Annotated in this window: 22 protein-coding genes; 12 read left to right on the top strand and 10 right to left on the bottom strand. The window is 71.0% G+C overall.

What is annotated here, in order from left to right; translation table 11 throughout:
• Window positions 1-30: 30 nt before the first annotated feature.
• Both I847_RS0106015 and I847_RS25425 read right to left on the bottom strand, forming a co-directional pair.
• Window positions 31-672, bottom strand: a complete 642-nt coding sequence (locus I847_RS0106015; protein ID WP_028048972.1) for an ANTAR domain-containing protein — start codon at window positions 670-672, stop codon at window positions 31-33.
• A 219-nt stretch (window positions 673-891) separates the two neighbouring features.
• Window positions 892-1,866 (bottom strand): PAS and ANTAR domain-containing protein, encoded by a 975-nt coding sequence (locus tag I847_RS25425; RefSeq protein ID WP_196804493.1) that lies wholly within the window; start codon window positions 1,864-1,866, stop codon window positions 892-894.
• Between the two features lie 283 nt (window positions 1,867-2,149).
• Here I847_RS25425 and I847_RS0106005 point away from each other — a divergent pair, with 283 nt between their 5' ends.
• The 7 genes from I847_RS0106005 to I847_RS27605 all read left to right on the top strand — a co-directional run bounded on the left by I847_RS0106005 (window position 2,150) and on the right by I847_RS27605 (window position 9,862).
• Window positions 2,150-2,899 carry a GAF and ANTAR domain-containing protein gene (locus I847_RS0106005; RefSeq protein ID WP_034609296.1) on the top strand — a complete coding sequence of 250 codons (750 nt, stop codon included), beginning with the start codon at window positions 2,150-2,152 and terminating at the stop codon, window positions 2,897-2,899.
• Complete coding sequence (locus tag I847_RS22205; RefSeq protein ID WP_051274519.1) at window positions 2,896-3,594, top strand: GAF and ANTAR domain-containing protein; 699 nt, start codon at window positions 2,896-2,898, stop codon at window positions 3,592-3,594. Before I847_RS0106005 ends, I847_RS22205 begins: the two co-directional genes overlap by 4 nt.
• A 135-nt stretch (window positions 3,595-3,729) precedes the next feature.
• The gene (locus tag I847_RS0105995) at window positions 3,730-4,419 is read left to right on the top strand and encodes an ANTAR domain-containing protein (RefSeq protein ID WP_028048970.1); all 690 of its coding nucleotides are present in this window, start codon (window positions 3,730-3,732) and stop codon (window positions 4,417-4,419) included.
• A 93-nt stretch (window positions 4,420-4,512) separates the two neighbouring features.
• The gene (locus I847_RS0105990) at window positions 4,513-5,352 is read left to right on the top strand and encodes a DUF1028 domain-containing protein (RefSeq protein ID WP_028048969.1); all 840 of its coding nucleotides are present in this window, start codon (window positions 4,513-4,515) and stop codon (window positions 5,350-5,352) included.
• An 87-nt stretch (window positions 5,353-5,439) separates the two neighbouring features.
• A complete protein-coding gene (locus I847_RS0105985; protein ID WP_028048968.1) occupies window positions 5,440-7,224 on the top strand; it encodes an N-acetylglutaminylglutamine amidotransferase in 1,785 nt (594 codons plus the stop codon).
• Window positions 7,224-8,375 carry a glutamate--cysteine ligase gene (locus tag I847_RS0105980; RefSeq protein WP_051274518.1) on the top strand — a complete coding sequence of 384 codons (1,152 nt, stop codon included), beginning with the start codon at window positions 7,224-7,226 and terminating at the stop codon, window positions 8,373-8,375. The genes I847_RS0105985 and I847_RS0105980 overlap by 1 nt, the downstream gene beginning before the upstream one ends.
• A gap of 29 nt (window positions 8,376-8,404) precedes the next feature.
• Window positions 8,405-9,862, top strand: a complete 1,458-nt coding sequence (locus I847_RS27605) for an aminotransferase class I/II-fold pyridoxal phosphate-dependent enzyme (protein WP_028048966.1) — start codon at window positions 8,405-8,407, stop codon at window positions 9,860-9,862.
• Window positions 9,863-10,024: 162 nt separating this feature from the next.
• Here the strand turns inward: I847_RS27605 and I847_RS25420 are convergent, their stop codons facing one another.
• The 8 genes from I847_RS25420 to I847_RS0105935 all read right to left on the bottom strand — a co-directional run bounded on the left by I847_RS25420 (window position 10,025) and on the right by I847_RS0105935 (window position 17,316).
• Complete coding sequence (locus I847_RS25420) at window positions 10,025-11,380, bottom strand: hypothetical protein (RefSeq protein WP_155856033.1); 1,356 nt, start codon at window positions 11,378-11,380, stop codon at window positions 10,025-10,027.
• 279 nt (window positions 11,381-11,659) lie between these two features.
• Window positions 11,660-12,802 (bottom strand): HoxN/HupN/NixA family nickel/cobalt transporter, encoded by a 1,143-nt coding sequence (locus I847_RS22195; RefSeq protein ID WP_034609294.1) that lies wholly within the window; start codon window positions 12,800-12,802, stop codon window positions 11,660-11,662.
• Window positions 12,762-13,565 carry an urease accessory protein UreD gene (locus I847_RS22190; RefSeq protein ID WP_051274516.1) on the bottom strand — a complete coding sequence of 268 codons (804 nt, stop codon included), beginning with the start codon at window positions 13,563-13,565 and terminating at the stop codon, window positions 12,762-12,764. The genes I847_RS22195 and I847_RS22190 overlap by 41 nt, the downstream gene beginning before the upstream one ends.
• Complete coding sequence (gene ureG / locus I847_RS0105955; protein WP_028048965.1) at window positions 13,534-14,292, bottom strand: urease accessory protein UreG; 759 nt, start codon at window positions 14,290-14,292, stop codon at window positions 13,534-13,536. Before ureG ends, I847_RS22190 begins: the two co-directional genes overlap by 32 nt.
• Entirely contained in the window at window positions 14,285-14,962 is a 678-nt protein-coding gene (locus I847_RS0105950) for an urease accessory protein UreF (protein ID WP_028048964.1), read from the bottom strand. The genes ureG and I847_RS0105950 overlap by 8 nt, the downstream gene beginning before the upstream one ends.
• A gap of 5 nt (window positions 14,963-14,967) precedes the next feature.
• A complete protein-coding gene (locus I847_RS0105945; protein ID WP_028048963.1) occupies window positions 14,968-16,665 on the bottom strand; it encodes an urease subunit alpha in 1,698 nt (565 codons plus the stop codon).
• The gene (ureB, locus tag I847_RS0105940) at window positions 16,665-17,003 is read right to left on the bottom strand and encodes an urease subunit beta (RefSeq protein WP_028048962.1); all 339 of its coding nucleotides are present in this window, start codon (window positions 17,001-17,003) and stop codon (window positions 16,665-16,667) included. Before ureB ends, I847_RS0105945 begins: the two co-directional genes overlap by 1 nt.
• A 10-nt stretch (window positions 17,004-17,013) precedes the next feature.
• Window positions 17,014-17,316: an urease subunit gamma gene (locus tag I847_RS0105935; protein ID WP_028048961.1), complete on the bottom strand. Its 303-nt coding sequence runs from the start codon at window positions 17,314-17,316 to the stop codon at window positions 17,014-17,016.
• A 373-nt stretch (window positions 17,317-17,689) separates the two neighbouring features.
• On the opposite strand from I847_RS0105935, the gene urtA reads away from it, so the two are divergent.
• From urtA to I847_RS0105910, 5 genes are all read left to right on the top strand, one after another.
• Window positions 17,690-18,994 carry an urea ABC transporter substrate-binding protein gene (gene urtA, locus I847_RS0105930; RefSeq protein ID WP_028048960.1) on the top strand — a complete coding sequence of 435 codons (1,305 nt, stop codon included), beginning with the start codon at window positions 17,690-17,692 and terminating at the stop codon, window positions 18,992-18,994.
• 140 nt (window positions 18,995-19,134) lie between these two features.
• Complete coding sequence (urtB, locus tag I847_RS0105925) at window positions 19,135-20,019, top strand: urea ABC transporter permease subunit UrtB (RefSeq protein WP_028048959.1); 885 nt, start codon at window positions 19,135-19,137, stop codon at window positions 20,017-20,019.
• The gene (urtC, locus tag I847_RS22185; RefSeq protein WP_034609292.1) at window positions 20,016-21,098 is read left to right on the top strand and encodes an urea ABC transporter permease subunit UrtC; all 1,083 of its coding nucleotides are present in this window, start codon (window positions 20,016-20,018) and stop codon (window positions 21,096-21,098) included. The genes urtB and urtC overlap by 4 nt, the downstream gene beginning before the upstream one ends.
• Complete coding sequence (urtD, locus tag I847_RS0105915; protein ID WP_034609290.1) at window positions 21,095-21,862, top strand: urea ABC transporter ATP-binding protein UrtD; 768 nt, start codon at window positions 21,095-21,097, stop codon at window positions 21,860-21,862. The genes urtC and urtD overlap by 4 nt, the downstream gene beginning before the upstream one ends.
• Window positions 21,862-22,548, top strand: coding sequence for an ATP-binding cassette domain-containing protein (locus I847_RS0105910; protein WP_028048957.1), 687 nt, complete (start codon window positions 21,862-21,864; stop codon window positions 22,546-22,548). The genes urtD and I847_RS0105910 overlap by 1 nt, the downstream gene beginning before the upstream one ends.
• Window positions 22,549-22,606: the final 58 nt, after the last annotated feature.

Genomic DNA, 22,606 nt, shown 5'->3' with positions numbered 1-22,606 from the left:
TGCGCGGAGGCGGGCTGCTCCCTCGAAGGGTCAGCGTTCGCCGACGAGGGCCTTGGCATAGGCGCTCACGTCCAGCTTGGCGCGTCCCGCTGCCCCGGACAGGTGCCTGCGGGCGGTGTCGGCGTCGATCCCGTCGCGTGCCATGAGGTACCCGACGGCGACTTCGATCGCCTCCCGGTCCGCGAGGCGATCGGGGCATGCGCGGGCGTCCTGCAGACCGCGCATCGGCAGGTCGTGGTTCAGCACCGCCGTCTGCGTCGGGGCACCGACCAGCGCGAGCAGGACATTGGTGTGGGCGGTGAAGGCGTCGGACCGGGTGGCGTAGGCGCTGAGCTGCCAGCCGACGCGCTCCGCCTCGTAGAGCGCCATAGCGATGCTCGACGTGCAGCGGGCATCCTCGTCGCCGGCTCGTTCGTGCTGCCAACGACGCTCCGACAACAGGTCGCCGACGTCCGGCCGGTCCGCGCTCGACGGGGGCAGCGCCAGATCGGCGGCGGGGTCGGCCAGCGCCACGGTGAGTCCCGACGGCTGGACGGTCAGGCAGATCGCGATGCACGAGGGCACCAGCTCGACGACCACCGTGGCCCGCACCGCCAAGGCCTCGCCCAGGCCTGTATCGCCCCCGGCCTCCAGCATGTCCAGGACGCGCCGGCTCTCAGGAATGAGACGCATCGCGGCCCACCGCCCGAGGGCGCGTCGCGGTCCTGCAGAACGAAGGGTCGGTGTGCATGGAACCCCCTTCCCGGCGGACCGCGATCGCCCGGCGCATAGCCGTTCCATCGCAGACGGTCCACTCAATGGAGCGGGCTCAAGGGAGCCGACGACCCTCCCAGCATGCGCGCCTGTGTCAAGTGCTCCGCCCGGCGCCGGCCGCCGAAGGAGGTGCGCCGGTCACCGCCCGCCGCCACTTCCCGAGGTCGCCGGCTCGGCGCGTCCGCGGTCGAGCAGCTGGGCGGCGGACGACGTTCCCCTGGGCTCGTTCAGGATGATGTGCATGCTGATGCCCTTGGCCTCGCAGCGCCGTCTGGCCGCTGCGACGACGGCACGGGTGACGCGCCCTAGGTGGTCCACCCCTCGCAGGTCGACCGCGACATCGCCGCTCGCGCCCGCGGTGGCGAGAAGCTGGGACAGCGCGGCAGCGAGCTGCGCCATGGAGGACAGGTCGACGGGTCCGGCCACGCGCAACGTCGGGGTGGCTCCGCTGCGCACGACGGAGAGCTCGAGAGGAGCGCGGTGCTCGGGTTGGTGGCGCGGTAGCCCGCCGTCGAGGATGGCCATGAACAGCTCGTCCATCGAGGCTCGCGTCTGGGGGCCGAGGCCGCCCGCGAACTGGACCGATGTGACGAGCCCTTCGGCGATCGTCCGCAGTCGCACGTTGCGCTCCTGGGACGCTCCGCGGAGCAGCTGGAAGGCGATCTCGGGCTCGACGCCGTAGACGAACATCAGCACGCCCTTGGCCTGGTCGATGATCGCGTGCGACTCCAGGGCTCTGTGCAGCTCGGCGTTGACGCCCTGGGCCACAGCCTGGCGCTCGCGTTCCGAGTCGTCGATGAGGAAGCCCCGCACGCCGCCGTCCTGGCCACCATCCTGCGGGGCCAGTGCCAGGGTCACGTCACGGGCCTCCCCGGCCAGGTCGACCAACCGGTAGTGGCAGCACATCGGTCGGCGGTCGATGGCGCACGCGTCGAGAGCCAGGTCGACTCTCGCACGGTCGTCTGGCTGGACATGGCTCAAGAAGAGAGCCCTGGTGGGGACGACGTCTCCTGGCGACATGCCGTGCAGCACGAACATGTCGTCCGACCAGGCCCACCGGGGCGCGGACGCCGAGAAGTGGAACTGGCCCATCGTCGGCTCTGAGGTAGTCACAAGTTCCTCCGACGCGACTGACCCGTGGGCTGCTCCTCGGGCGCCAGGGCTCGTCGGCTGAACCCCCTGAGAAGCGTCCAGGCCGACCAGTGACCGGGTCAACCAGAGATGCGCGTGCTGGAAGGCTAGACGCGGCGCCGCCCCGCCGCGACACGGACGTCCCCGCCCGGCAGGCGCGGGACGGGTGAGGATGCCTACGATCAGGTCGTTGGCCGACGTCCTGGGCCATCCCGCGGGTGCAGTCTTGCCGTGCGGCAGGCTGCTGGCGGCGGAGGTGGGGCCCGTGGGCGATGATCGGGTCACAGTCCTGGCCCAGCTGGCTCGTGTCATTGCGGCGAACCCGGCCGACGAGCCGCTCGCCGTCCGGCTGTGCCGTGCCTGCGTGGAGGTTCTCGGAGCCGAAGGTGGTGCCGTGACGCTGGCGTCGACTTCCACCGAGCGACTCACCCTGACCTCGTCGAACGGCGTCTCCAAGCAGATCGAGGAGCTGCAGGACGTGCTCGGCGAGGGGCCCGGACAGGACGCCTACCGCAGCGGACACGCCGTCGTGACCGACGTCGACGGGCTCAGCGACCGCTCGTTCCCCATGTTCTCCGACCTCGCCGGGCAGCTCGCTGGTCCGCTGACGGTATGGGCGATCCCCATGCAACCCGGCGGCACGACCATCGGGGTGATCACGGTGTACCGCCGGAAGGGGAACTTGTCGTACTCCTTGGAGGACGGTCAGTTCCTCGCGGACGCCATCGGTGCAGCACTACTCGACGACCCGGGCATGTACGGCCTGGCTCCCTTCGCCGGCTGGTCGGATCGAGCCATGGTGCACCAAGCCACCGGCATGGTCGTCGCCCAGCTGAGCATCGGGCCTGAGGACGCTCTGGCGATCCTGCGAGCGCACGCGTTCGCCGAGGCCGTAGGGCTCGCACGCATCGCCGCCGCCGTCATCGACCGGCGGCTCAGCTTCACCGACGCCGACAGCGGCGTCGGTCACGCTCCGACACCCCCGGACGAACCGACGAAGGACGGTGAGACATGAGCAGCCGCACCAGCGAGCGGAGTCTCGCCGACGTGCTCGGCGCGCTCGTGAGCGACCACGAGCCGACGGACCTGCTTGCCGACCTCGTGGCCACCTGCGCAGCGCTGCTGCCGGCGGACGCGGCCGCCCTCCTCGTCGACGACGGGCACGGCCGGCTCGAGCTCCTGAGCGCCACCTCGCACCGCGCCGCCGAGCTCGAGCTCTACCAGGCGCAGCAGGACAGTGGCCCGTGCGTCGACGCGGTACGCACCGGCGAAGCGCTCAGTGCGGTCGGCGAGGCCGACATCACGGGCCGTTGGCCGGACGTGGGGGCCGCCATCGTCGCCGCCGGTTTCCTTGCCGTGCACGCCTTCCCGATGACGTGGCGGGGGCAGGCCCTGGGCGGGCTGAACGTCTTCTCCCAAAACCCCCAGGAGCTCGCTGCCTCGTCGCGGGCGGTCGCACGGAGCCTCGCCGACGTCGCCACCCTCGCCCTGACGCAACCCGCCGAGCTCGGCAACGAGGAGCTGGCCGACCGGGTGCAGGCCGCCCTCGAAGGTCGGGTCGTGGTGGAGCGCGCCAAGGGCGTGCTGGCCCAGACCCTGGACCTCGACATGGAGACGGCGTACGACCACCTCGTGCACCGGGCCCTGGAGACGCACTCGACGCTGAGCCAGACCGCGCGACAGGTCGTCCACGACGCGCACCATCCCTGACCCCGTTGGCCGGCCAGCACCGGCGGCGCCCTCGCCACCGCGATGTGCGATGGTGGAAGCGTGCTGGTCCGTCGACGTCCTGCATCACACGACCTTCCGCGACCGACCTGAGACGGTGACCAAGACAGGAATCCGATGAGCGAACATCTGGATCTGAGCGGAAAGCTGCAGGCCGAGGCAGCGGTGGCCGAGTGGTGTCTCACCGACTTCGCCATCCGCGCGGCCGCGCACCTGGGCATGAGCACCGAGTGCAGCATCACCCTGCGCCGCGCGGGGTATGCGCACCGAGCGGCGAGCAGCAGCGCACGCGCCGCCACCTGCGACGACGTCGAGAACCGCGAGATGGCGGGCGGGTGCATCCAGGCCATGGACGACCTGAGCGTGGTCCTCGTCCCCGACCTCGGCCTCGAGGACCGCTGGCACGACTGGACCGACGCCGCGTTGGCCGCCGGCTTCCGGTCAGCGGCCGCCTTCCCTGCCTACGCCGGACCCGGCGCCGAGGTCGCGTTCAACGTGTACTCCGAGTCGCCCGACCCCTGGACCCGCGACACGATCGTCCGCGCCGACATGTACGCCCAGCAGATCGGTCTCGTGATGGGCCTGGTCCTGAACGTCAGCGACCTGCCGGCGAAGCTGGACGCGCTCCAGACGGCTCTCGCCGCACAGGCCGCCATCGACCAGGCGATCGGAGCCCTGATGATGACGCAGGGCTGCAGCGCCGAGGAGGCGCTCGCCTTCCTGCGCAGCGCCGCAGACAAGCGCAACGTCGACCTACCCGACGAGGCCACGGCGGTCCTGCAGAGCCTGGGCCGAGGCACCGGCTAGGACTCGTCGAGGTCGTGGCGGTCACGTGGCGCGACGCGGGTACTGGCCGCCGTGGCGCCGCGGTCCCTACCGTGAGCGGATGAGGATCTCAGCGTGACGTTCTCCCTGGTGGCCCGGGACGCAGACGGTCACACCTTCGGCGTGGCGACGTCCTCGAAGTACCTCGCGGTCGGCTCCACCGTGCCGGCCGTCGCCGCGGGGGTCGGCGCACTGGCCACGCAGGCTCTGACGAACGTCGCGTACCGGGAACGCGGGCTCCGGTCGTTGCGCGCCGGACTCACGGCGTCACGCACGGTGCACGCCCTGGTCGAGGCCGACGAGGACCGTGACATCCGCCAGGTGGGCGTCGTCGCCGGGACGGGTCTGCCCGCGGCCTGGACGGGCTCCGCGTGCTGGCCGGACTCCGGCGAGCTCGTCGGCGACGACTGCGTGGCCGTGGGCAACTTCCTCGCCGGCGAGCAGGTCCTGTCTGCCATGGTCGAGGCCTTCGAGGAGGCGGACGGCACCCTCGCCCGGCGGCTTCTGGCAGGGCTGGCCGCGGGTCAGGGCGCCGGTGGCGACCGGCGTGGGCGGCAGAGCGCCGCCTTGCTCGTCGCGTCCGGGGAGGGGGTGGTCCGGCTCCGCACCAAGGCGCGCGTCGACCTGCGGGTGGACGACCATCGCCACCCTGTCACCGAGCTCGAGAGGTTGCTGACCAGGTTCGAGGTCCTCGTCGCCGATCCCGACACCGCAACCGCGGTGCCGCTCGACGGTCCCACGGCCCGCGTCGTCGACGAGGCGCTGCGGACGCTCGGCGTGGTCGACGGGGACCTGCCCACGCGGCTCCGTGCCTGGGCGATCACGGAGAACCTGAACCACCTCCTCCTCGACGGCTCGGCCGACCGGCTGCTGCTCGCCGAGCTCCGTGCGCACGCGGCGGACTGCGCGAGCTGAGCCGACGCGCCAACTGCGGTTCCGCGTGCGAGCCTTGCGGTAGACAGGTCAAGCCCCCGGCCGAAGAACCCGGCCGAGGAGGCGCGCGTGTGCGGCATCTGTGGCGAGATCACGTTCGACGGAAGCCCTGCCGACGCGCAGGCCGTCGAGCGGATGTCCAAGGCGCTGGCAGGGCGAGGCCCCGACGGGGACGGCCTGTGGCACGACGGCCGGGTCGCGTTCGGTCACCGACGCCTGGCGATCATCGACCTCAGTGACGCCGGCCACCAGCCCATGGTCGACGACGACCTCGGCCTGGTGTGCGTGTTCAACGGGATCATCTACAACTACCGCGAGCTGCGGACGCAGCTGCGTGGCGAGGGGTACCGGTTCGCGTCCGGCTCGGACACCGAGGTGGTCGTCAAGGCCTACCACCGATGGGGCCCTTCCTTCGTCGAGCACCTGGTCGGCATGTTCGCGGTGGTGCTGCTGGAGCGGGCGAGCGGCCGGGTGGTGCTGGCGCGCGACCGGCTCGGGATCAAGCCGTTGTACGTGTCCCGCACCGCCGACCGGCTGAGGTTCGCCTCGACGTTGCCGGCGGTGCTGGAGGCGGGTGACGTGGACACGACGCTGGATCCGGTCGCGCTGCACCACTACCTGTCGTGGCGCGCGGTCGGACCGGCGCCGCGCGCGATCGTCCAGGGCGTGCGCAAGGCTCCACCGGCCACCGTCCGCGTGGTCGAGGCCGACGGCAGCGAGCACGACCACACCTACTGGGCGCCGGACCACGTACGCCGACCGGAGCGCAGCTCCTGGGACGAGCACGACTGGGTGGACGCGGTGCACGAGGCGCTGCGGACCGCCGTCCGGCGACGCATGGTCGCCGACGTCCCCGTCGGGGTGCTGCTCTCGGGCGGCCTCGACTCCAGCCTGATCGTCGCGCTGCTGGCGGAGGCCGGACAGGCGGACCTGGCCAGCTTCTCGCTGGGATTCCGCAGCGCGGCCGGCGCGGCCGGCGACGAGTTCCGGTACTCGGACGTCGTCGCCAAGACGTTCGGCACGGACCACCACCGGGTCACCGCCGCGGCCGACGACGTCGTAGCCACGTTCCCCCACACAGTCGCCGCGATGTCCGAGCCGATGGTCAGCCACGACACGGTCGCGTTCGACCTGCTCGCCCAGGAGGTCAGCAGGCACCTGCGCGTGGTGCTCTGCGGCCAGGGTGCCGACGAGGTCTTCGGTGGCTACCACTGGCAGGCGCCGGTGGCCGGCGTCCCCCTCGAGGAGGCTGCCGAGGCGTACGCGTCCCGGTACTTCGAGCGCGACCACGCCGACATGGCCCGCCTCCTGGCACCGGACTGGCAGCTGCCGCAGGATCCGTCGCGGGCTCTGGTGGCCGAGCACCTGGCCCGCCCGGGGGCGCAGACCACCGCGGACGCCGTCCTGCGCGTGGACACCGAGGTCATGATGGTGGACGACCCGGTCATGCGGCTGGACAGCATGGCGATGGCGTCGGCGCTCGAGGCACGGGTGCCCTTCCTCGACCACGAGCTGGTCGAGCTGGCCGCCGCCTGCCCGCCCGAGCTGCACCTGGCCGAGGGCAGCAAGGGTGTCCTGAAGTCGATCGCCCGACGACTCCTGCCTCCCGAGCTCGTGGACCGACCGAAGGGCTACTTCCCCGTCCCGGCCGTGACGCACCTCGACGGGCCGGTGCTCGAGCTGGTGCGCGACGTGCTGACGTCCCCGACCGCCCGGGAACGAGGGCTGTACCGGTCGGCGTACGTCGACGACCTGCTCGCCCAGCCGCGGGAGATCACCGGACCGACGGGCGTCAACCGGCTCTGGCCCCTCGCGGTGCTCGAGCTGTGGCTCCAGACGCACGGGATCCGCTGATGGCCACCGACACCTCCCAGGCCGCCGCCCCGCCGCCGATCACCGGCCCGCCGCGTCTGCGCACGCTCGGCGTGGAGGAGGAGCTGCTGCTGGTCGACCCCGCCACCGGCGCCACCGTCGCGGCCGGTCACGCCCTGCTGGCCGCCGCCGAGCACCTGCCGGTCGGCGGCCTGGAGTCCGAGCTGCAGCAGCAGCAGATCGAGACCGCGACCGTCCCGGTCCGCACGATGGAGGACCTCGGGGCCGACCTCCTGGCACGCCGCCGAGACGCCGACGCCGCCGCACGAGCGGTCGGCGCGCGCGTGGCGGCGCTCGGCACCTCGCCCCTGCCGGCCGAGCGGAGCCTGAGCGTCGGGACGCGGTACCGCGCGATCCACGACCAGATGGGGATGACGGCGTGGGAGCAGCTGACCTGCGGGTGCCACGTGCACGTCGCGATCGACGGTGCCGAGGAGGGCGTCGCCGTCCTGGACCGGATCCGGCCGTGGCTGCCGGTGATCACGGCCCTGGCGGCGAACTCACCGTTCTGGGAGGGGCGCGACACGGCCTACGCCAGCTACCGCACGCAGGCGTGGAGCCGGTGGCCCGGCACCGGACCGACCGACGTGTTCGGCTCCGCGGCGGCCTACCGGGACGTCGTCACGCAGATGCTCGCCACCCGGACGCTGCTCGACTCCGGGATGGTGTACTTCGACGCCCGCCTGTCCTCCCGCCACCCGACGGTCGAGATCCGCGTGGCCGACGTCTGCCTCGACGTGCGCGACACCCTGCTCGTGGCCTCGCTGTGTCGAGCGTTGGTGCAGACGGCCGCTGACGAGTGGCGCGCGGGCATCCCCCCGTTGCCGGTCCCGACCGTCCTCCTGCGCCTCGCGGCCTGGCGCGCCAGCCGGTTCGGTCTCGCCGACGACCTCGTCCACCCGCTCGACAACACCCCCGTCCCCGCACGCCAGGCCGTGGACGCCCTGGTGCGCCACGTCGCCGGAGCGCTGGAGGACGCCGGCGAGCTGACCTGGGCGCGCCACCGACTGGCCGACCTGTTCGCCCGGGGCACGGGGGCGGCACGCCAGCGCGCCGAGCGCGAGCGCCGCGCAGATCTTCGATCCGTCGTCGCCCACGCGGTCGACGTGACGGTCGCCGACCCGTGGACCTGACCCAGACCGCCGAAACAGAGGGGAAGCACATGGACCACACCCGGGTACCCATGGTCGAGGCACTGGTCGACTTCCGACGCCGGGGGGACGTCGCCTACGGGCCGCCGGGACACCGCAAGGGCCGCGGTGTCGACCCGCGGCTCCTGGAGGTGCTGGGCAAGGGCCTGTTCGCGGCCGACGTGCTGAGCCTGAACGGCCTCGACGACCGCCGGCAGTCCAACGGCATCCTCGAGCAGGCGCAGGACCTCATGGCCGACGCGGTGCACGCCGAGCACGCGTTCTTCTCGACCTGCGGCAGCTCCCTGTCGGTCAAGAGCGCGATGATGTCGGTGGCCGGGCCCGGCGAGGAGCTCCTCGTCTCCCGCAACGCGCACAAGTCCGTGGTGTCGGCGCTGATCATCGCGGGCATCCGGCCGGTCTGGGTCCACCCGCACGCCGACGAGGAGCTCCACCTCGTCCACCCGCCCGAGCCCGACGACGTCCGGCGCGCACTGGCCGACCACCCCCGGGCCAAGGGCATGCTGCTCATCACGCCCACGGACTGGGGCACGTGCGCCGACATCGCCGGTGTGGCGGCGGTGTGCCACGACGCCGGCGTCCCACTCATCGTCGACGAGGCCTGGGGTGCCCACCTGCCCTTCCACGAGGACCTGCCGACCTGGGGCATGGACGCCGGAGCCGACGTCGTGGTGACCAGCGTGCACAAGATGGGAGCGGCGATCGAGCAGAGCTCCGTCTTCCACCTCCAGGGCGATCTCGTCGACCCCAGCGTCCTGAAAGCCCGCGAGGACCTCCTGGGCACCACCAGCTCCTCCAGCCTCGTCTACCTCACCCTCGACGGCTGGCGGCGCCAGATGATGGAGCAGGGCCACGAGCTCCTCTCCGCGGCGATGTCCCGGGCGGACCGCATCCGCCGGGCCGTCGAGAAGCTCGAGGGGTTGTCGGTCATGGGCCGCGAGGTCGTGCGGCCGCAGGGCGCCTTCGACCTCGACCCCCTCGTCCTGACCATCGACGTCCGAGGCCTCGGCATCACCGGGTACTCCGCCACCGAGTGGCTGCGAGACACCTGCCACGTCGACCTCAGCGCCGCCGACACCTGCCGGATCAGCGCCCGCATCACGCAGGGCGACGACGACCGCACCGAGGACGTCCTCGTCGCCGCGCTCGACCAGCTCGTCGCCCGGTCCGACGAGATCGACCGCGCCCCCGAGGTCGCTTTCCCACGCCCCGGCGCCCTCGAGCTGGAGACCGTCATGCGACCCCGCGACGCGTTCTTCGGTCCCGCCGAACAGGTGCCCACCGAGCAGGCCGTCGGGCGCATCGTGGCCGAGATGATCTCGCCCTACCCGCCCGGCGTCCCGGTCCTGGTCCCGGGCGAGCGCATCACCGCGGAGGTGGTCGAGTACCTGCGCACCGGCAAGGCGGCCGGGATGCTGATCCCGGACTCCGCCGACCCGGAGTTCAGCACCCTGCGGGTCGTGGCGTAGACGGCTCCTTGACACGGTGGTTCTCTGATCGGCACGTCGCCGATCAGAGAATCCGTCGCTCACGACCCGGTCGCGGCCGTTCTGGTGGCGTGGTCGACCCGACCGCTCCGGCAGCGAAGCTGCACGCTCACCGCCTCGCCTGGCAGTCCGGCGGGTCGGTCGTCAGTCCCACCACACGGTCCAGGGAGCGTCCGGGGTGCTCGGGGGGCGCAACTCGTCGGGCGTTGCCGAGGCGTCGTCGATCCCGAGCTCCTGCACCCGTAGCCAGGCCCGGTCCAGGTCCCCCGCGCCGAGGTGCGCCAAGACCGGGTCGTCGTAGATGTGCACCCCGTCCACCGTCACCCGCTCGTCCTCACGGGCAGGACCGACGGCATGGCCGGTGAGCCGGACGACGCCTGGATGCCCCGCGGCGGCACGCAGAGCCGTCCGCAGGGTGGGGCCCGGGCCGACCCGGTGGTCGAGCACCTCGGCGGGCAGACGATCCAGCAACGCTCCCGCGGCCTGTGCCCCGAGTCCCTCGAACATGATCAGGTCGCCCGAGAACGCGGTGGCGGACTGCACGACCGCGTCGGGGACGGCGGCCTCCACGGTGAACCCGACCGGTCCGAACGCCCCGCGCAGCCTGCCCGCCGCGCGCGCGGCGTCCGCGTCCGCCCCCCAGGCAGCATGGACCCCCTGGACCGTGCTCGGCGGCTCGGCCACTCGTGGCGAAGCGACCCAGCGCACGCGCGGCGCCGGGAACGCCGGCTGCAACGCCGCATGCAGGCCCCACATCGTCTCGTCCGTCACCGCTGACGGGTCGTCACCCAACGTCACCCACACCCGACCGCCCGGCAGGTCGTGCACCTCGGCACCCGCGACACCGGTCAGGACACCCACCCCGCCGATCCGCTCCAGGTGCGACGGCGACAGCAACGTCCCCCACCCGAACCCCCACAGGTCCGGCTCGGAGCCGAAGCCCGCCACCGGGACCGTGCTGTGGAGCTCGAGAGGGCTCTCGGTGTCCGAAGCCCGCACGCGGTCGAGGATCGCGTACCCGCTGTCGGCGCCGATGACCTCGGTGCTCTGCTGCACCCACGGGCCGGCCGGTCCCGCGATCCAGCGCATGTTCTCGCCCGAGCCGTACATCGCCCACCGCTGCACCGAGACCGTCACCGACATCCGGCCGACCTCGCGTCCCTGACCGGCCACGAACACGGGGAACCGGGCAGACACCTCGGCCACCACATGGTCCGGGCGCCACGGGAACGGCTCCAGCTCCGTGCAGACGGCGGTCAGGCTGATGGTCTGCGCCATGCCGGGCCTCGACGACGCGAACTCCCAGTCGAGCCCGGGTCGAGTCATCTTCTTCATCGACGTGCCCGGGTCGTCCGCATCCACAGACACGAACGTCGACCACGTCACGTCCACACCGACCCACCCGGCAGCCAGATCCACGGCGCGTCGCACGGTCTCGATGGCGACGTCACGATCGATGCGAGCCGGAGCGGAGACACCGACGAAGAACGTCGGAAGCACCTCACTCTGCTTCTGCCACGGTTGCGGGTCGGCATTCACAACGGTCCACTCCTCATCGATCCGCCGGCACCCGTCAGGCCGCGGGCGCGAACGCCGAGCCGAGCATGCCCCAACCCCTCACCGACGCCGCCCGCCCCAGCACCGATCCGCAGTGGGTCGTCCAAAGCCCCACGCCACGGTGACGACGTCGTCGGCAATGGTGCCACCGATCAGAAGCACGTTGTCGACGACCAGGAGTCCACACGGATGACGGCGAAGCATCCGCGCCCCTCGCAGTCTCTAGTTACCAGCCGTGTCGGTCGTCGACGGCCCACTCTCGGAGCGGACCCATCTCCAGTAGGCGGCGGCGCCCAGCCAGGTGAGCAGGAAGAGCCCTACGATCACGAATCCAGCGTGGTCGAGAGGGATGGCTCCGATCGCGCTCATCGGACCTGTGCTCGCGCCCGTCTGATCGGCGAGGACCCCCACGAGCTCGATGGTGCCGACGACCAGTGCGACCGCGACGGAGACCGTGGTGACCGTCAGGTTGTAGTAGATCTTCCGCGCGGGGCGCCCGAACGCCCAGCCGTAGGCGGCGTTCATGAAGACGCCGTCGATCGAGTCCATCAGGCACATGCCGCTGGCGAAGAGGACCGGCAGCACCACGATCGCGTACACGGGCAGGTGGAAGGCCGCGACACCCCCGGCGAGCACGAGCAGGCCGACCTCGGTGGCGGTGTCGAATCCGAGGCCGAACAGGAGGCCCACCGGGTAGATGTGCCACGGCTTGCGCACCGAGCGGGTGACCCCGCCGAGCACTCGGTTCATGAGGCCGCGGCGTTCGAGATGGCGGTCGAGCGCGGCCTCGTCGAAGGTGCCGGCCCTCAAGTGGCGGAAGGCCCGCACGATGCCAGCCAGTGCCACGAGGTTCACCAGGCCGAGCACCCACAGGAACAGGCCTGAGACGGAGGCGCCCACGACCCCGGTGATCTCGTGCAGTCGCGAGTCGTCCACCTCGAGCTGGCCCGCCAAGCTCCTGACGCCGAAGGAGAGCAGCACCGCCAGGCCGAGCACGATCGATGAGTGTCCTAGGGAGAACCAGAAGCCCACGGAGAGGGGGCGCGGGAGGTTCGGGTCCACGGCGCGGTCGTTGAGCAGCTTGCGGGTCGTGTTGTCGACTGCCGCGATGTGGTCGGCGTCGAACGCGTGCCGCAGCCCGAACGTGTAGGCGAGCAGGCCGACGCCCACCCCGAAGACCGGATGATCGCCGCCCAGTGGCAGGTGCTGGGGAACCACGACGCCGAACAGCAGACCGAATCCGACGAGGTGCAGGGCGAGCACGACGGTGCCCATCGCGATCAGGCTGCGGCGGTCGGCGCGGGCCAGGGTGCGCGCGAACGCTTCAGGGCGAGGTGCGCCCCGAAGCTCGGTCAGCTGGCTCATCGCGGTCTCCTGTCCAGGGTTCGGTGCTGGGCACATTCGATGGCGGGCCGTCGTCCTCCCGCAGCGTCGCCCGCCAGGCCGCCCATACCGCGTCCAGATCTGACGCGTGGGTGTGCTGACCGAGACGTCGGGCCACCGCCCCGGGCTGCTCGAGCACGAGGTCGCCGGGGACGGTCGGCGGGCGGTAGCCGAGGGCGATCACGGAGTCGATCACGCGGTGCGTGCCCAGGACACCCGGACCCGGGAAGGCGCCCGAAGCCACCAACCGCTCGACCAGGAGCGGGCCTGTGCGCGTGGCGGTGAGCCCGGCATCGATGCGGCCGCCGATCTCGCCGTGACGGCCGAGCACGAGGGTCTCCCGGATCAGCGCGGCGGCACCGGGGCCGAGCACGATCTCGGTGCGACGCCGTGAGTCGCCGTCGGCGGTCACGACGAACGGGAGCCCTCGCCAGAGCAGTCGTCCGCCCGCTCCGACGCGGGCACGGACCTCCCACGACGAGGTGCCGGGGTACGCAACGGTGCCGCCGACGTCCTCGATGTCGAGGGTGCACCCCGGTCCGACCTCGATCTCGATCAGCACGGCGTCGCCGTCGAGCAGAAGCATCTGCGCGGCCGCGATGGCCACCGTCGCCGAGGAGGTTCCGCGGTCGATCAGCCGCGGGGCGAGCGGGCCCGTGACGAGTCCGACGCGGACGCGCGTCTCACCGGGGTGGACACTGATTCGCGTCGGCTCAGCCGTGGGCGTGGTCGCCAGCGTGGTCATGGTGCTGCCCGTTCGAGTGATCGTGCACGTGGCCGCCGTCGTCGTCGGCGTGGAAGTGCGGTGCCATCGGTCCCGGGTCCTGGGGCACGTGGGTGCCGGAGCGATGCGCCGCGAGCATGCCGAGCACCCACGCCCGCAGGGTGGCGATCGAGGCCGCGTCCTGGCGGGACAGGGCGAGAACGGCGCCGCCGTCGCGCGCTGCCTGGGCGTCCGCGACCATGAGCGGCACGTCGACACCCACGTACGGCGCGAGGTCGGTCTTGTTCACGACGAGGAGATCGGCGCGACCGATCCCCGGGCCGCCCTTGCGAGCGACGTCGCCACCCCCGGCCACGTCGAGGACGAAGATCTGTGCGTCGACGAGGGCCGGGGAGAACGTCGCCGTGAGGTTGTCGCCTCCGGACTCGATGAGCACGACGTCCAACGGGGCGAAGTCACGCTCGAGGTCCTCGGCGGCGATGAGGTTGGCTGTGATGTCGTCACGGATGGCGGTGTGCGGGCAGGCGCCGGTCTCGACGGCGCGTATGCGCTCCGGTTCGAGCACGCCAGCCGACCGCAGGAACCGCGCATCCTCGTCGGTGTAGATGTCGTTGGTGATCACGCCGAGCCGGAGCTCGAGGGCGAGTGCCCGGCAGATCGTCGCGATGAGCGTCGACTTGCCGGTGCCCACGGGGCCGGCTACCCCGAGCCGGAGCGCGCGTGCACGAGTAGTGGATTCGTCAGCCACGGAAGAGCCTCCTGTGTGTTGCGGCGTGCTGTTCGGCCCACGCCTCGGCCTGCGGCGCGGCGAGCGAGGGGATGTCGTCAGGTGACCAGATCCCGGCCACCGGGGCGAGAAGCGGCTCGACGGAGGCGCAGGCGCCGAGCACCAGGGTGACTCCGTCGACCGGATCGCGCGGGTCGAGCTTGAGCAGGGCGGCGACCGCGCTCGCGATGTCGTCGTACACGGCGAGGCGCACGAGGTCCTCCGCCCCCATCCCGACCTCCGCGGCGATCACCCCGAGCACCAGGGGCCGTGCAGGAGCGCCGCCGAGCGCGTCGATCCCCTCAGCTGTCGGCCAGATGCGCCGGGCGAGGCGCAGCAGCCCCCGGCCGAGATCGCGCGAGGCGGTCCGCATCGCGAGGCTCGGGGTACGCGCCGCCCAGGCCGTCTCGACCGCGGCGAGCCCGGACCCCTGAATGAGAGACCCGTCGAGCACAGCGCGCATCGCCGCCACCGCCGTGCCTGCGTCGACGAGCGCCGTGGTTCGCGCGCGCAGCGCCAAGAACTCCGCCGAGGCCGCCGGTGGCATCCCGCCGAGCAGCGCAGGTTCCATCCCCGAGGAGTGCGCGTGCCCGCCGCTGGGCAGGCGTGCGTCCGCGAGCATCATCGCGACGGTTCCGGCGGAGGGGGTCATGCAGGTCAGAAGAGGTTGTAGAGCTGGGTGAGCGGCAGGGACACGGCCGGTGCGGGTACCACGAGCTCCCCGTCGATGGAGATCTCGAACGTGTCCGGGCGCACCGCGATCTGCGGGAGCGCGGAGTTGTTCTTCAGGTCCGCCTTGCCGATCGCGCGGGTCGGTGCGATCGCGCGCAGTCGGCGCCTCAGGCCGAGCTCGTCGCCCAGCCCGGCGTCGATCGCTGCCGGGGAGACGTACGCGAACGAGAGGTCGGCCCCGATGGCGTGGCCGAACGCCGGCCGCATCAGAACCGGTTGCGGCGTGGGGATCGACGCGTTGGGGTCGCCGAGCGCGCCCCAGACGAGTGCGCCGCCCTTCATCACCACCGCCGGCCGCACTCCGAAGAACCGCGGGTCCCAGAGCACGAGGTCGGCGAGCTTGCCGACCTCCACGGAGCCGATGTCGGCGTCGATGCCGTGCGCGATCGCCGGGTTGATCGTGTACTTCGCGACGTACCGACGGACGCGCTCGTTGTCCGCGGGCAGACCGCCGCCCAGTGCGCCGCGCCGATCCTTCATCACGTGGGCGACCTGCCAGGTGCGGGTGATGACCTCGCCGATGCGTCCCATCGCCTGCGAGTCCGAGGAGGTGATCGAGAGCGCACCCATGTCGTGCAGGATGTCCTCCGCCGCGATCGTGGTCCCGCGGATCCGAGACTCCGCGAAGGCGAGGTCCTCGGGCACCGCAGGGTTCAGGTGGTGGCAGACCATCAGCATGTCGAGGTGCTCGGCGACCGTGTTCACGGTGTGGGGCAGGGTCGGGTTGGTCGACCCCGGGATGATGTGCGGCAGACCGGCGATCGTGAGGATGTCGGGAGCGTGCCCGCCGCCCGCTCCCTCGACGTGGAACGCGTGGATCGAGCGGCCCGCGATGGCGCGCAGGGTCGAGTCCACGTAGCCGGCCTCGTTGAGGGAGTCCGAGTGCAGGGCTACCTGGAGGCCCCACTCGTCGGCTGCCCGCAGCGCGGCGTCGATGGCCGCCGGCGTGGCGCCCCAGTCCTCGTGGATCTTGTACCCGCCGGCACCCGCGAGAGCCTGCTCGCGCAAGGCCTGCGCCGAGACGGTGTTGCCCTTGCCCAGGAGGAGCACGTTGACAGGCAGGGGGTCGAGGGCGCGCAGCATCGTCGTGAGGTGCCAGGCACCCGGGGTGACTGTCGTGGCCTTGGACCCCTCGGAGGGGCCCGTGCCGCCACCGATGATCGTGGTGATGCCCGTTGCCAGCGCCTCGTGGATCTGGGAGGGCGAGATGAGGTGCACGTGCGAGTCGATCGCACCGGCCGTCACGATGCGGCCCTCACCGGAGATGACGTCGGTCGACGGACCGATCACCATGTCGATGCCGTCGCTGACATCCGGGTTGCCCGCATGGCCGATCCCGACGATCAGCCCGTCGCGGATGCCGATGTCCGCCCGGATGACACCCCACCAGTCCACGATGATCGCGTTGGTGATGACGGTGTCCAGCGCGCCGTCGGCGCGCGAGGTCGTGGCCTGCGCCATCGACTCACGGATGGACTTGCCCCCGCCGAAGACCGCCTCCTCTCCGCCGAACGTGCGATCCTCCTCGATCTCGATCCACAGGTCGGTGTCGCCGAGCCGCACCTGGTCGCCGGTCGTCGGCCCGTAGATGGCGGCGTAGCGGGAGCGGTCGATCCACACCATCAGAGGGCACCCGTCCCGTCGGAGCGGATCTGGATGCCCGGCACGACCCGCTTGCCGCGGATCGCGACGGCGTCGAGCTCGCGAGAGGCACCAGGCTCGAAGCGCTGGGACGTGCCCGACGGGATGTCGAAGCGGAACCCGTGCGCGGCGGCACGATCGAAGTCGAGGGCGCTGTTCGCGTCAGGCAGGTGGATGTGGGAGCCGACCTGGATGGGCCGGTCGCCGGTGTTGAGGAAGACCAGGCGGATCCGCTCGGCCGCCGTGCGGTCGGCGTTGAGCTCGACCTCGCCCGGCTGGATGCGGGAGGAACCGGGACCCGTGCTGGATGCGTGCGCCACGATCGGCCCTTCAGTCGATGGGGTGGTGGATCGTCACGAGCTTGCGACCGTCGGGGAACGTCGCCTCGACCTGGATGTCGACGAGCATCTCGGGAACGCCGGGCAGAACCTGCTCGCGACGCAGGACGCCGCGGCCGGCGGACATGAGTTCGGCGACGCCGCGTCCCTCGCGGGCACCCTCCAGCACCCAGGTCGCGATGAGGGCGGTGGCCTCGGGGTGGTTCAACGGGACACCGCGGGCGAGCCGATCGCGCGCGACCATGCCGGCGACGGCGAGGAGCAGCTTCTCCGTCTCCGCTGGTGTGAAGTGCATGAGGCCTCCGCTCGGCTGCGCCGGTTCGCTGACATCGCATCACCCGCCGGTGCCCGGCCGGGTGTCAGAAGTGTGCCATGCGCGATGACCGAACTCGGGCCAAGCGCCTGTTCCGGGCGGACATTTAACGCGATCGACACGCCTCAGCAATGGCAGGGCAATGCCAGCGACTCAAGGTGTGTCATCGCAGCAGCCGACAGGATCCTGGCGGCGGCTGGGCTTGGTCGAGTCGTCTGCCGCAACGACGGCTCGCTCGGCAGTACCGCGGCAACGCGCACCCGGCACTCGGACCGGATCGCGGTCGTCGCGGATTCTCGGCCCTGAAACCGATCCTGCCCGGACTCGCATCACACCCCCTCGAATGGAGTTCTCCATGCGCATCACCAGCAGACGGCGCGGCACGACGGTCGTGGCCGCCACAGGCGCGCTCGCCGCGATCACTGCGCTCGCGCTCTCCGGTTGTGGCGACCGCGCCGACAGCACGGCGGAGCCCGGAGCGACCGCCACCTCCACGAGCTGCATCGACACCTCCGGAGACACCATCAAGCTCGGCTTCCTCAACTCGCTGACCGGCGGCATGGCGATCTCGGAGAAGACCGTCTCCAACGTGCTGCACATGGCTGCGGACGAGATCAACGCTGACGGCGGCATCCTCGGCAAGAAGATCGAGTACGTCCAGGAAGACGGCGCCACCGACTGGCCGACGTTTGCCGAGAAGACCGACAAGCTGCTCACCCAGGACTGCGTCGGCGCGATCTTCGGCGGCTGGACCTCCTCCTCCCGAAAGGCCGTCAAGCCAGTCGTCGAGGAGAACAACGGTCTGTTCTTCTACCCGGTCCAGTACGAAGGTCTCGAGTCGTCGCCGAACATCTACTACACCGGCGCCACCACGAACCAGCAGATCCTCCCGGCGATGGACTTCCTCGCCTCCCAGGGTGTGAAGACCCTGTTCCTGGCCGGGTCGGACTACGTGTTCCCGCGGACGGCCAACGCGATCATCAAGCTGTACGCGGCGGAGCTCGGCATCAAGATCGTCGGTGAGGAGTACGTGCCGCTCGACAAGGACGACTGGACCACCCAGGTGGCGAAGATCGCCGAAGCGAAGCCCGACTTCATCTTCAACACCATCAACGGCTCGTCCAACGTCGGCTTCATCAAGGCCTACTACGACGCCGGGCTCACCCCGGCGACGACCCCGATCATCTCGGTCTCGATCGCCGAGGAGGAGGCGCCGTCCATGGGTCACGAGGTCACGGGCAACTACGCGTCGTGGAACTACTTCCAGTCGATCGAGAGCCCGGCGAACGCGAAGTTCATCGAGGACTGGAAGGCCTACCCCGGAAGCAGCGGGGTGACCTCCGACCCGATGGAGGCGGCCTACATCTCGCTGTACCTCTACAAGGCCCTGGTGGAGAAGGCCGACTCGTTCGAGGTCGACGACATCAACGCCGCTGCCGCGGCCGGCGGCATCACGATCGACGCACCCGAGGGCCCGGTCGCCCTGGACGGGGAGAACCACCACATCTCGAAGGTGGGTCACATCGGGAAGATCAACGCCGACAACCAGTTCGACATCGTCTGGTCGTCGGACGCCCCGATCGAGCCGGACCCGTACCTCAAGAAGTCGGACTGGTTCCCGGCCGACGTCCGCGACGCCCTCGTGGCTGCGGCGGGCTGATCACCAGCACCTAGCCGGCAGCCTGCGCGTCCGGCGGGACCCACCGGACGCGGGGGCCCGTGCCCTACGGCACGGGCCCCCGCGCTCCGAGGGGTTCTGCTCACCCACCACCCCACCCACCGCACGGAGGGAGACCCCACGTGGACGCATTGATCGCGCCGCTGCTGAACGGCAGCGCGGCGGGTGCACTGCTCCTGCTCGCGGCGCTCGGACTCACCCTGACCTTCGGGCAGATGGGGGTGATCAACATGGCCCACGGGGACTTCATCATGGCGGGCGCCTTCATCGCGTACCTCACCCAGCTGGTCATCACCTCCAGCAACATCTCGATCCCCGTGGCGCTGCCGCTGGCGTTCCTGGGGGCGGGGCTCCTCGGCCTTCTGCTCGAGGTCGGCATCATCCAATGGATGTACAAGCGGCCTCTCGACACCCTCCTCGTCACCGTCGGGGTGAGCCTGATCCTCCAGCAGATCGCCCTCCAGATCTTCCCGGCACAGGGCGTCCCGGTGGAGAAGCCGAGCTGGCTGGACGGCCAGCTCGACGTCCTCGGCTACGAGTGGCCGCTGCGCCAGGTGTTCACCATCGTGCTCGCGATCCTCTGCGTGACCGCGCTGGCTGCCTGGCTCAGGTACACGTCGTTCGGCCGGCGGATCCGCGCCACGGTGCAGAACCGCGACCTGGCCGAGACGAGCGGCGTGAACACGCGCACCGTCGACCGGATCACCTTCTTCGTGGGATCGGGCCTGGCCGGCGTCGCCGGCGTCGCGGCATCCCTGATCGGCGGCACCAACTCCCAGATGGGCACGCGCTACATCATCCCGGCCTTCCTCGTCGTCGTCGCCGGCGGCATCGGGCAGATCAAGGGCACCGTGATCGCCGCCTGGGGCGTGGGCGTCTCGCTGGCGTTCTTCGCGGACTGGACGACGGGCAGCATGGCCCAGGTACTGACCTTCGTGCTCGTCGTGGTCTTCCTCCAGTTCCGTCCCCAGGGCCTCTTCACCGTGCGCACGAGAGGGTTGACATGACCAAGGTCCGACCGTGGCTCCCCCTCATCGGCATCGGGGTGTTCGCCGTCCTCCTGCTGCTCGTCGTACCCGCGACGCTCTCGATGCACTGGATCAACAACCTCGGGAAGTACTGCTGCCTGGCGATGGCAGCCGTCGGCATCGGCCTGGCCTGGGGTCGCGGCGGGATGCTGGTCCTGGGCCAGGGCGTCTTCTTCGGGCTCGGCGCGTACTGCATGGCGATGCACCTGACGCTGGAGACCGCGGGGCCCGGCAGGCTCCCGACCTTCATGATCCTCTACGACCCCCTCGGAGACCTCCCGGCATTCTGGGAGCCGTTCCGCAGTGAGCTCTTCACGTTGCTCGCCATCGCCTTCCTCCCCGCGATCGTCGCCTCGGTCCTCGGCTACGCCCTCTTCAAGCGCCGGGTCAAAGGTGCCTACTTCGCCATCCTCAGCCAAGCCCTCGCGGTGGCACTGGCCGTCCTGATCAGCTCCACCATCCGGGAGACCGGGGGTGACACCGGGCTCAGCGACTTCAAGTACTTCTTCGGTTTCACCCTGAGCGACGACACGAACAAGCTGATGGTCTATGCGATCGCGGCCTCGCTGCTGATCGTGTGCCTGCTGGTGGCGTGGCAGCTTCGCCGGAGCCGCCTCGGCGAACTGCTGGTGGCGACGCGGGACGCCGAGGAGCGGGTGAGGTTCCTCGGCTACGACCCGGCAGACGTGAAACTGGTCGCCTACGTGGTCGCGGCCGTGATGGCGGGAGTCGGCGGGGCGATGTTCGTGCCGATCGTCGGCATCATCACCCCCGCGGAGCTCGGAGCCTCGGCATCGATCCTGATGATCGCTGGGGTCGCCCTCGGCGGCCGGGCGTCGCTGTTCGGGCCGGCACTGGGAGCGATCGCGGTCGGGTGGGGGCAGTCGAGCCTCGGCTCCACCTGGCCCGGCGGCTGGGTCTATGTCCTTGGTCTCCTCTTCATCCTCGTGACCCTCTTCATCCCGGGAGGGTTGGCGTCGGTGTTCAGCAGGGTCTGGAGCGTGAGGCGCCGCCCACGTCCGGCACCCGTCGCCGTTCCGGAGGTGGTGCTCCGGTGAGCGTCACTGACGGATCGCTGGTGGTCACCGACCTGCGGGTCGAGTTCGACGGGTTCGTCGCCGTGGACGGCGTCTCGTTCGACGCGCACCCCGGGGAGGTCCGCTTCCTCATCGGCCCGAACGGCGCGGGCAAGACGACGTGCATCGACGCCGTCACCGGCCTGTCCGCTGGGACCGGATCGGCGACGCTCGGCGGCACGGAGCTGCTCGGCACGCCCGCCGAGAAGATCGTCCGGCTCGGTGTCGGTCGCACCTTCCAGACCGCAAGCGTGTTCGCGGAGCTCACCGTGCTCCAGAACCTCGACATCGCCGCGGGCCTGCACCGGTCGGCACTCTCCCTGCTGCGTGCCCGACGCGGGATCGACCCAGCGATCGAGCGGGCGCTCGACCAGTCCGGTCTCCAGCAGGAGCGGGAGACGCCGGCGGGGATCCTGTCCCACGGCCAGAAGCAGTGGCTGGAGATCGCGATGTTGCTGGTGCAGGACGCGAAGCTGCTGCTCCTCGACGAGCCGGTCGCGGGCATGAGCCAGGACGAACGCACCGCCACCGGGGAGCTGCTCGGGAGGGTCGCGGAGGACCGGGCGGTGGTGGTGGTCGAGCACGACATGGACTTCATGCGCAGGTTCGCCACCCGGGTGACCGTGCTGCACCAGGGACGGGTGCTGAGCGAGGGCTCGGTCGCCGAGGTGCAGGCCGATCCGCGCGTGCAGGCGGTGTACCTCGGCACCACGGGGGCAATCTCGACCACCAAGGAGGCCGACTGATGCTGGAGATCATCGACGTGCACGCCGGCTACGGCCGCACCAGCGTCCTGTACGGGGTGTCGATCCCTGGGTCCGCCAAGGTGGTCGCCGTCCTGGGCCACAACGGCGCCGGCAAGTCCACGCTGCTGCGCGCCACGATCGGCCTCGTCCGCCCGACCCACGGCACTGTGCTGTTCGACGGCGAGGACGTCACCCAGCTGGCACCTCACCGTCGCGTCCAGCGCGGGATGGCCTACGTGGCCCAGGGCCAGCAGTCCTTCGGGCAGCTGACGACGATGGAGAACCTTCAGCTCGTCGCCGACGGCCGCAGCAACGGCAGGGCGAAGATCGCCGAGATGCTGGAGCGGTTCCCGGCGCTCGCACAGTTCGCCACCCGGAAGGCCGGGCTGCTCTCCGGTGGCCAGCGCCAGCAGCTCGCCATCGCCCGGGCGCTGATCACCGAACCGAAGCTCCTCATCCTCGACGAGCCGACCGAGGGCATCCAACCCACCATCGTCGCCGAGATCGAGGCGACGATCATGGACCTGGCCGAGGGTGGTCTCAGCGTGCTGCTGGTCGAGCAGCACATCGGCTTCGCTCTCGAGGCCGCGGAGAAGTACGTCGTGCTCGCCTCCGGCCGCGTGACGCAGACGGGCTTCGGCGGCAGGGCCTCCCTGGGTGCCGTACGCGACGCGATGGTGATCTGAGCCTGATCGAGTCCTGACGGCAACACGCGCGAAACACGCCGTCGACAGAGTACGGACA

It is taken from the genome of Cellulomonas sp. URHD0024 (assembly GCF_000426185.1).
Taxonomy (GTDB): Bacteria; Actinomycetota; Actinomycetes; order Actinomycetales; family Cellulomonadaceae; genus Cellulomonas.
Note: the sequence above shows the minus strand (reverse complement) of the source record. Positions and strands in the feature narration are given on the sequence as shown.

Coding starts and splice junctions, on each gene's coding strand:
- I847_RS22195 (WP_034609294.1), bottom strand. CDS start 12,802: ATGAGCCAGCTGACCGAGCTTCGGGGCGCACCTCGCCCTGAAGCGTTC.
- I847_RS27605 (WP_028048966.1), top strand. CDS start 8,405: ATGGACCACACCCGGGTACCCATGGTCGAGGCACTGGTCGACTTCCGA.
- I847_RS0105995 (WP_028048970.1), top strand. CDS start 3,730: ATGAGCGAACATCTGGATCTGAGCGGAAAGCTGCAGGCCGAGGCAGCG.
- I847_RS22190 (WP_051274516.1), bottom strand. CDS start 13,565: ATGACCACGCTGGCGACCACGCCCACGGCTGAGCCGACGCGAATCAGT.
- I847_RS0105980 (WP_051274518.1), top strand. CDS start 7,224: ATGGCCACCGACACCTCCCAGGCCGCCGCCCCGCCGCCGATCACCGGC.
- I847_RS0106015 (WP_028048972.1), bottom strand. CDS start 672: ATGCGTCTCATTCCTGAGAGCCGGCGCGTCCTGGACATGCTGGAGGCC.
- I847_RS0105910 (WP_028048957.1), top strand. CDS start 21,862: ATGCTGGAGATCATCGACGTGCACGCCGGCTACGGCCGCACCAGCGTC.
- I847_RS22205 (WP_051274519.1), top strand. CDS start 2,896: ATGAGCAGCCGCACCAGCGAGCGGAGTCTCGCCGACGTGCTCGGCGCG.
- urtA (WP_028048960.1), top strand. CDS start 17,690: ATGCGCATCACCAGCAGACGGCGCGGCACGACGGTCGTGGCCGCCACA.
- I847_RS0105950 (WP_028048964.1), bottom strand. CDS start 14,962: ATGACCCCCTCCGCCGGAACCGTCGCGATGATGCTCGCGGACGCACGC.
- urtC (WP_034609292.1), top strand. CDS start 20,016: ATGACCAAGGTCCGACCGTGGCTCCCCCTCATCGGCATCGGGGTGTTC.
- I847_RS0105935 (WP_028048961.1), bottom strand. CDS start 17,316: ATGCACTTCACACCAGCGGAGACGGAGAAGCTGCTCCTCGCCGTCGCC.
- I847_RS0105945 (WP_028048963.1), bottom strand. CDS start 16,665: ATGGTGTGGATCGACCGCTCCCGCTACGCCGCCATCTACGGGCCGACG.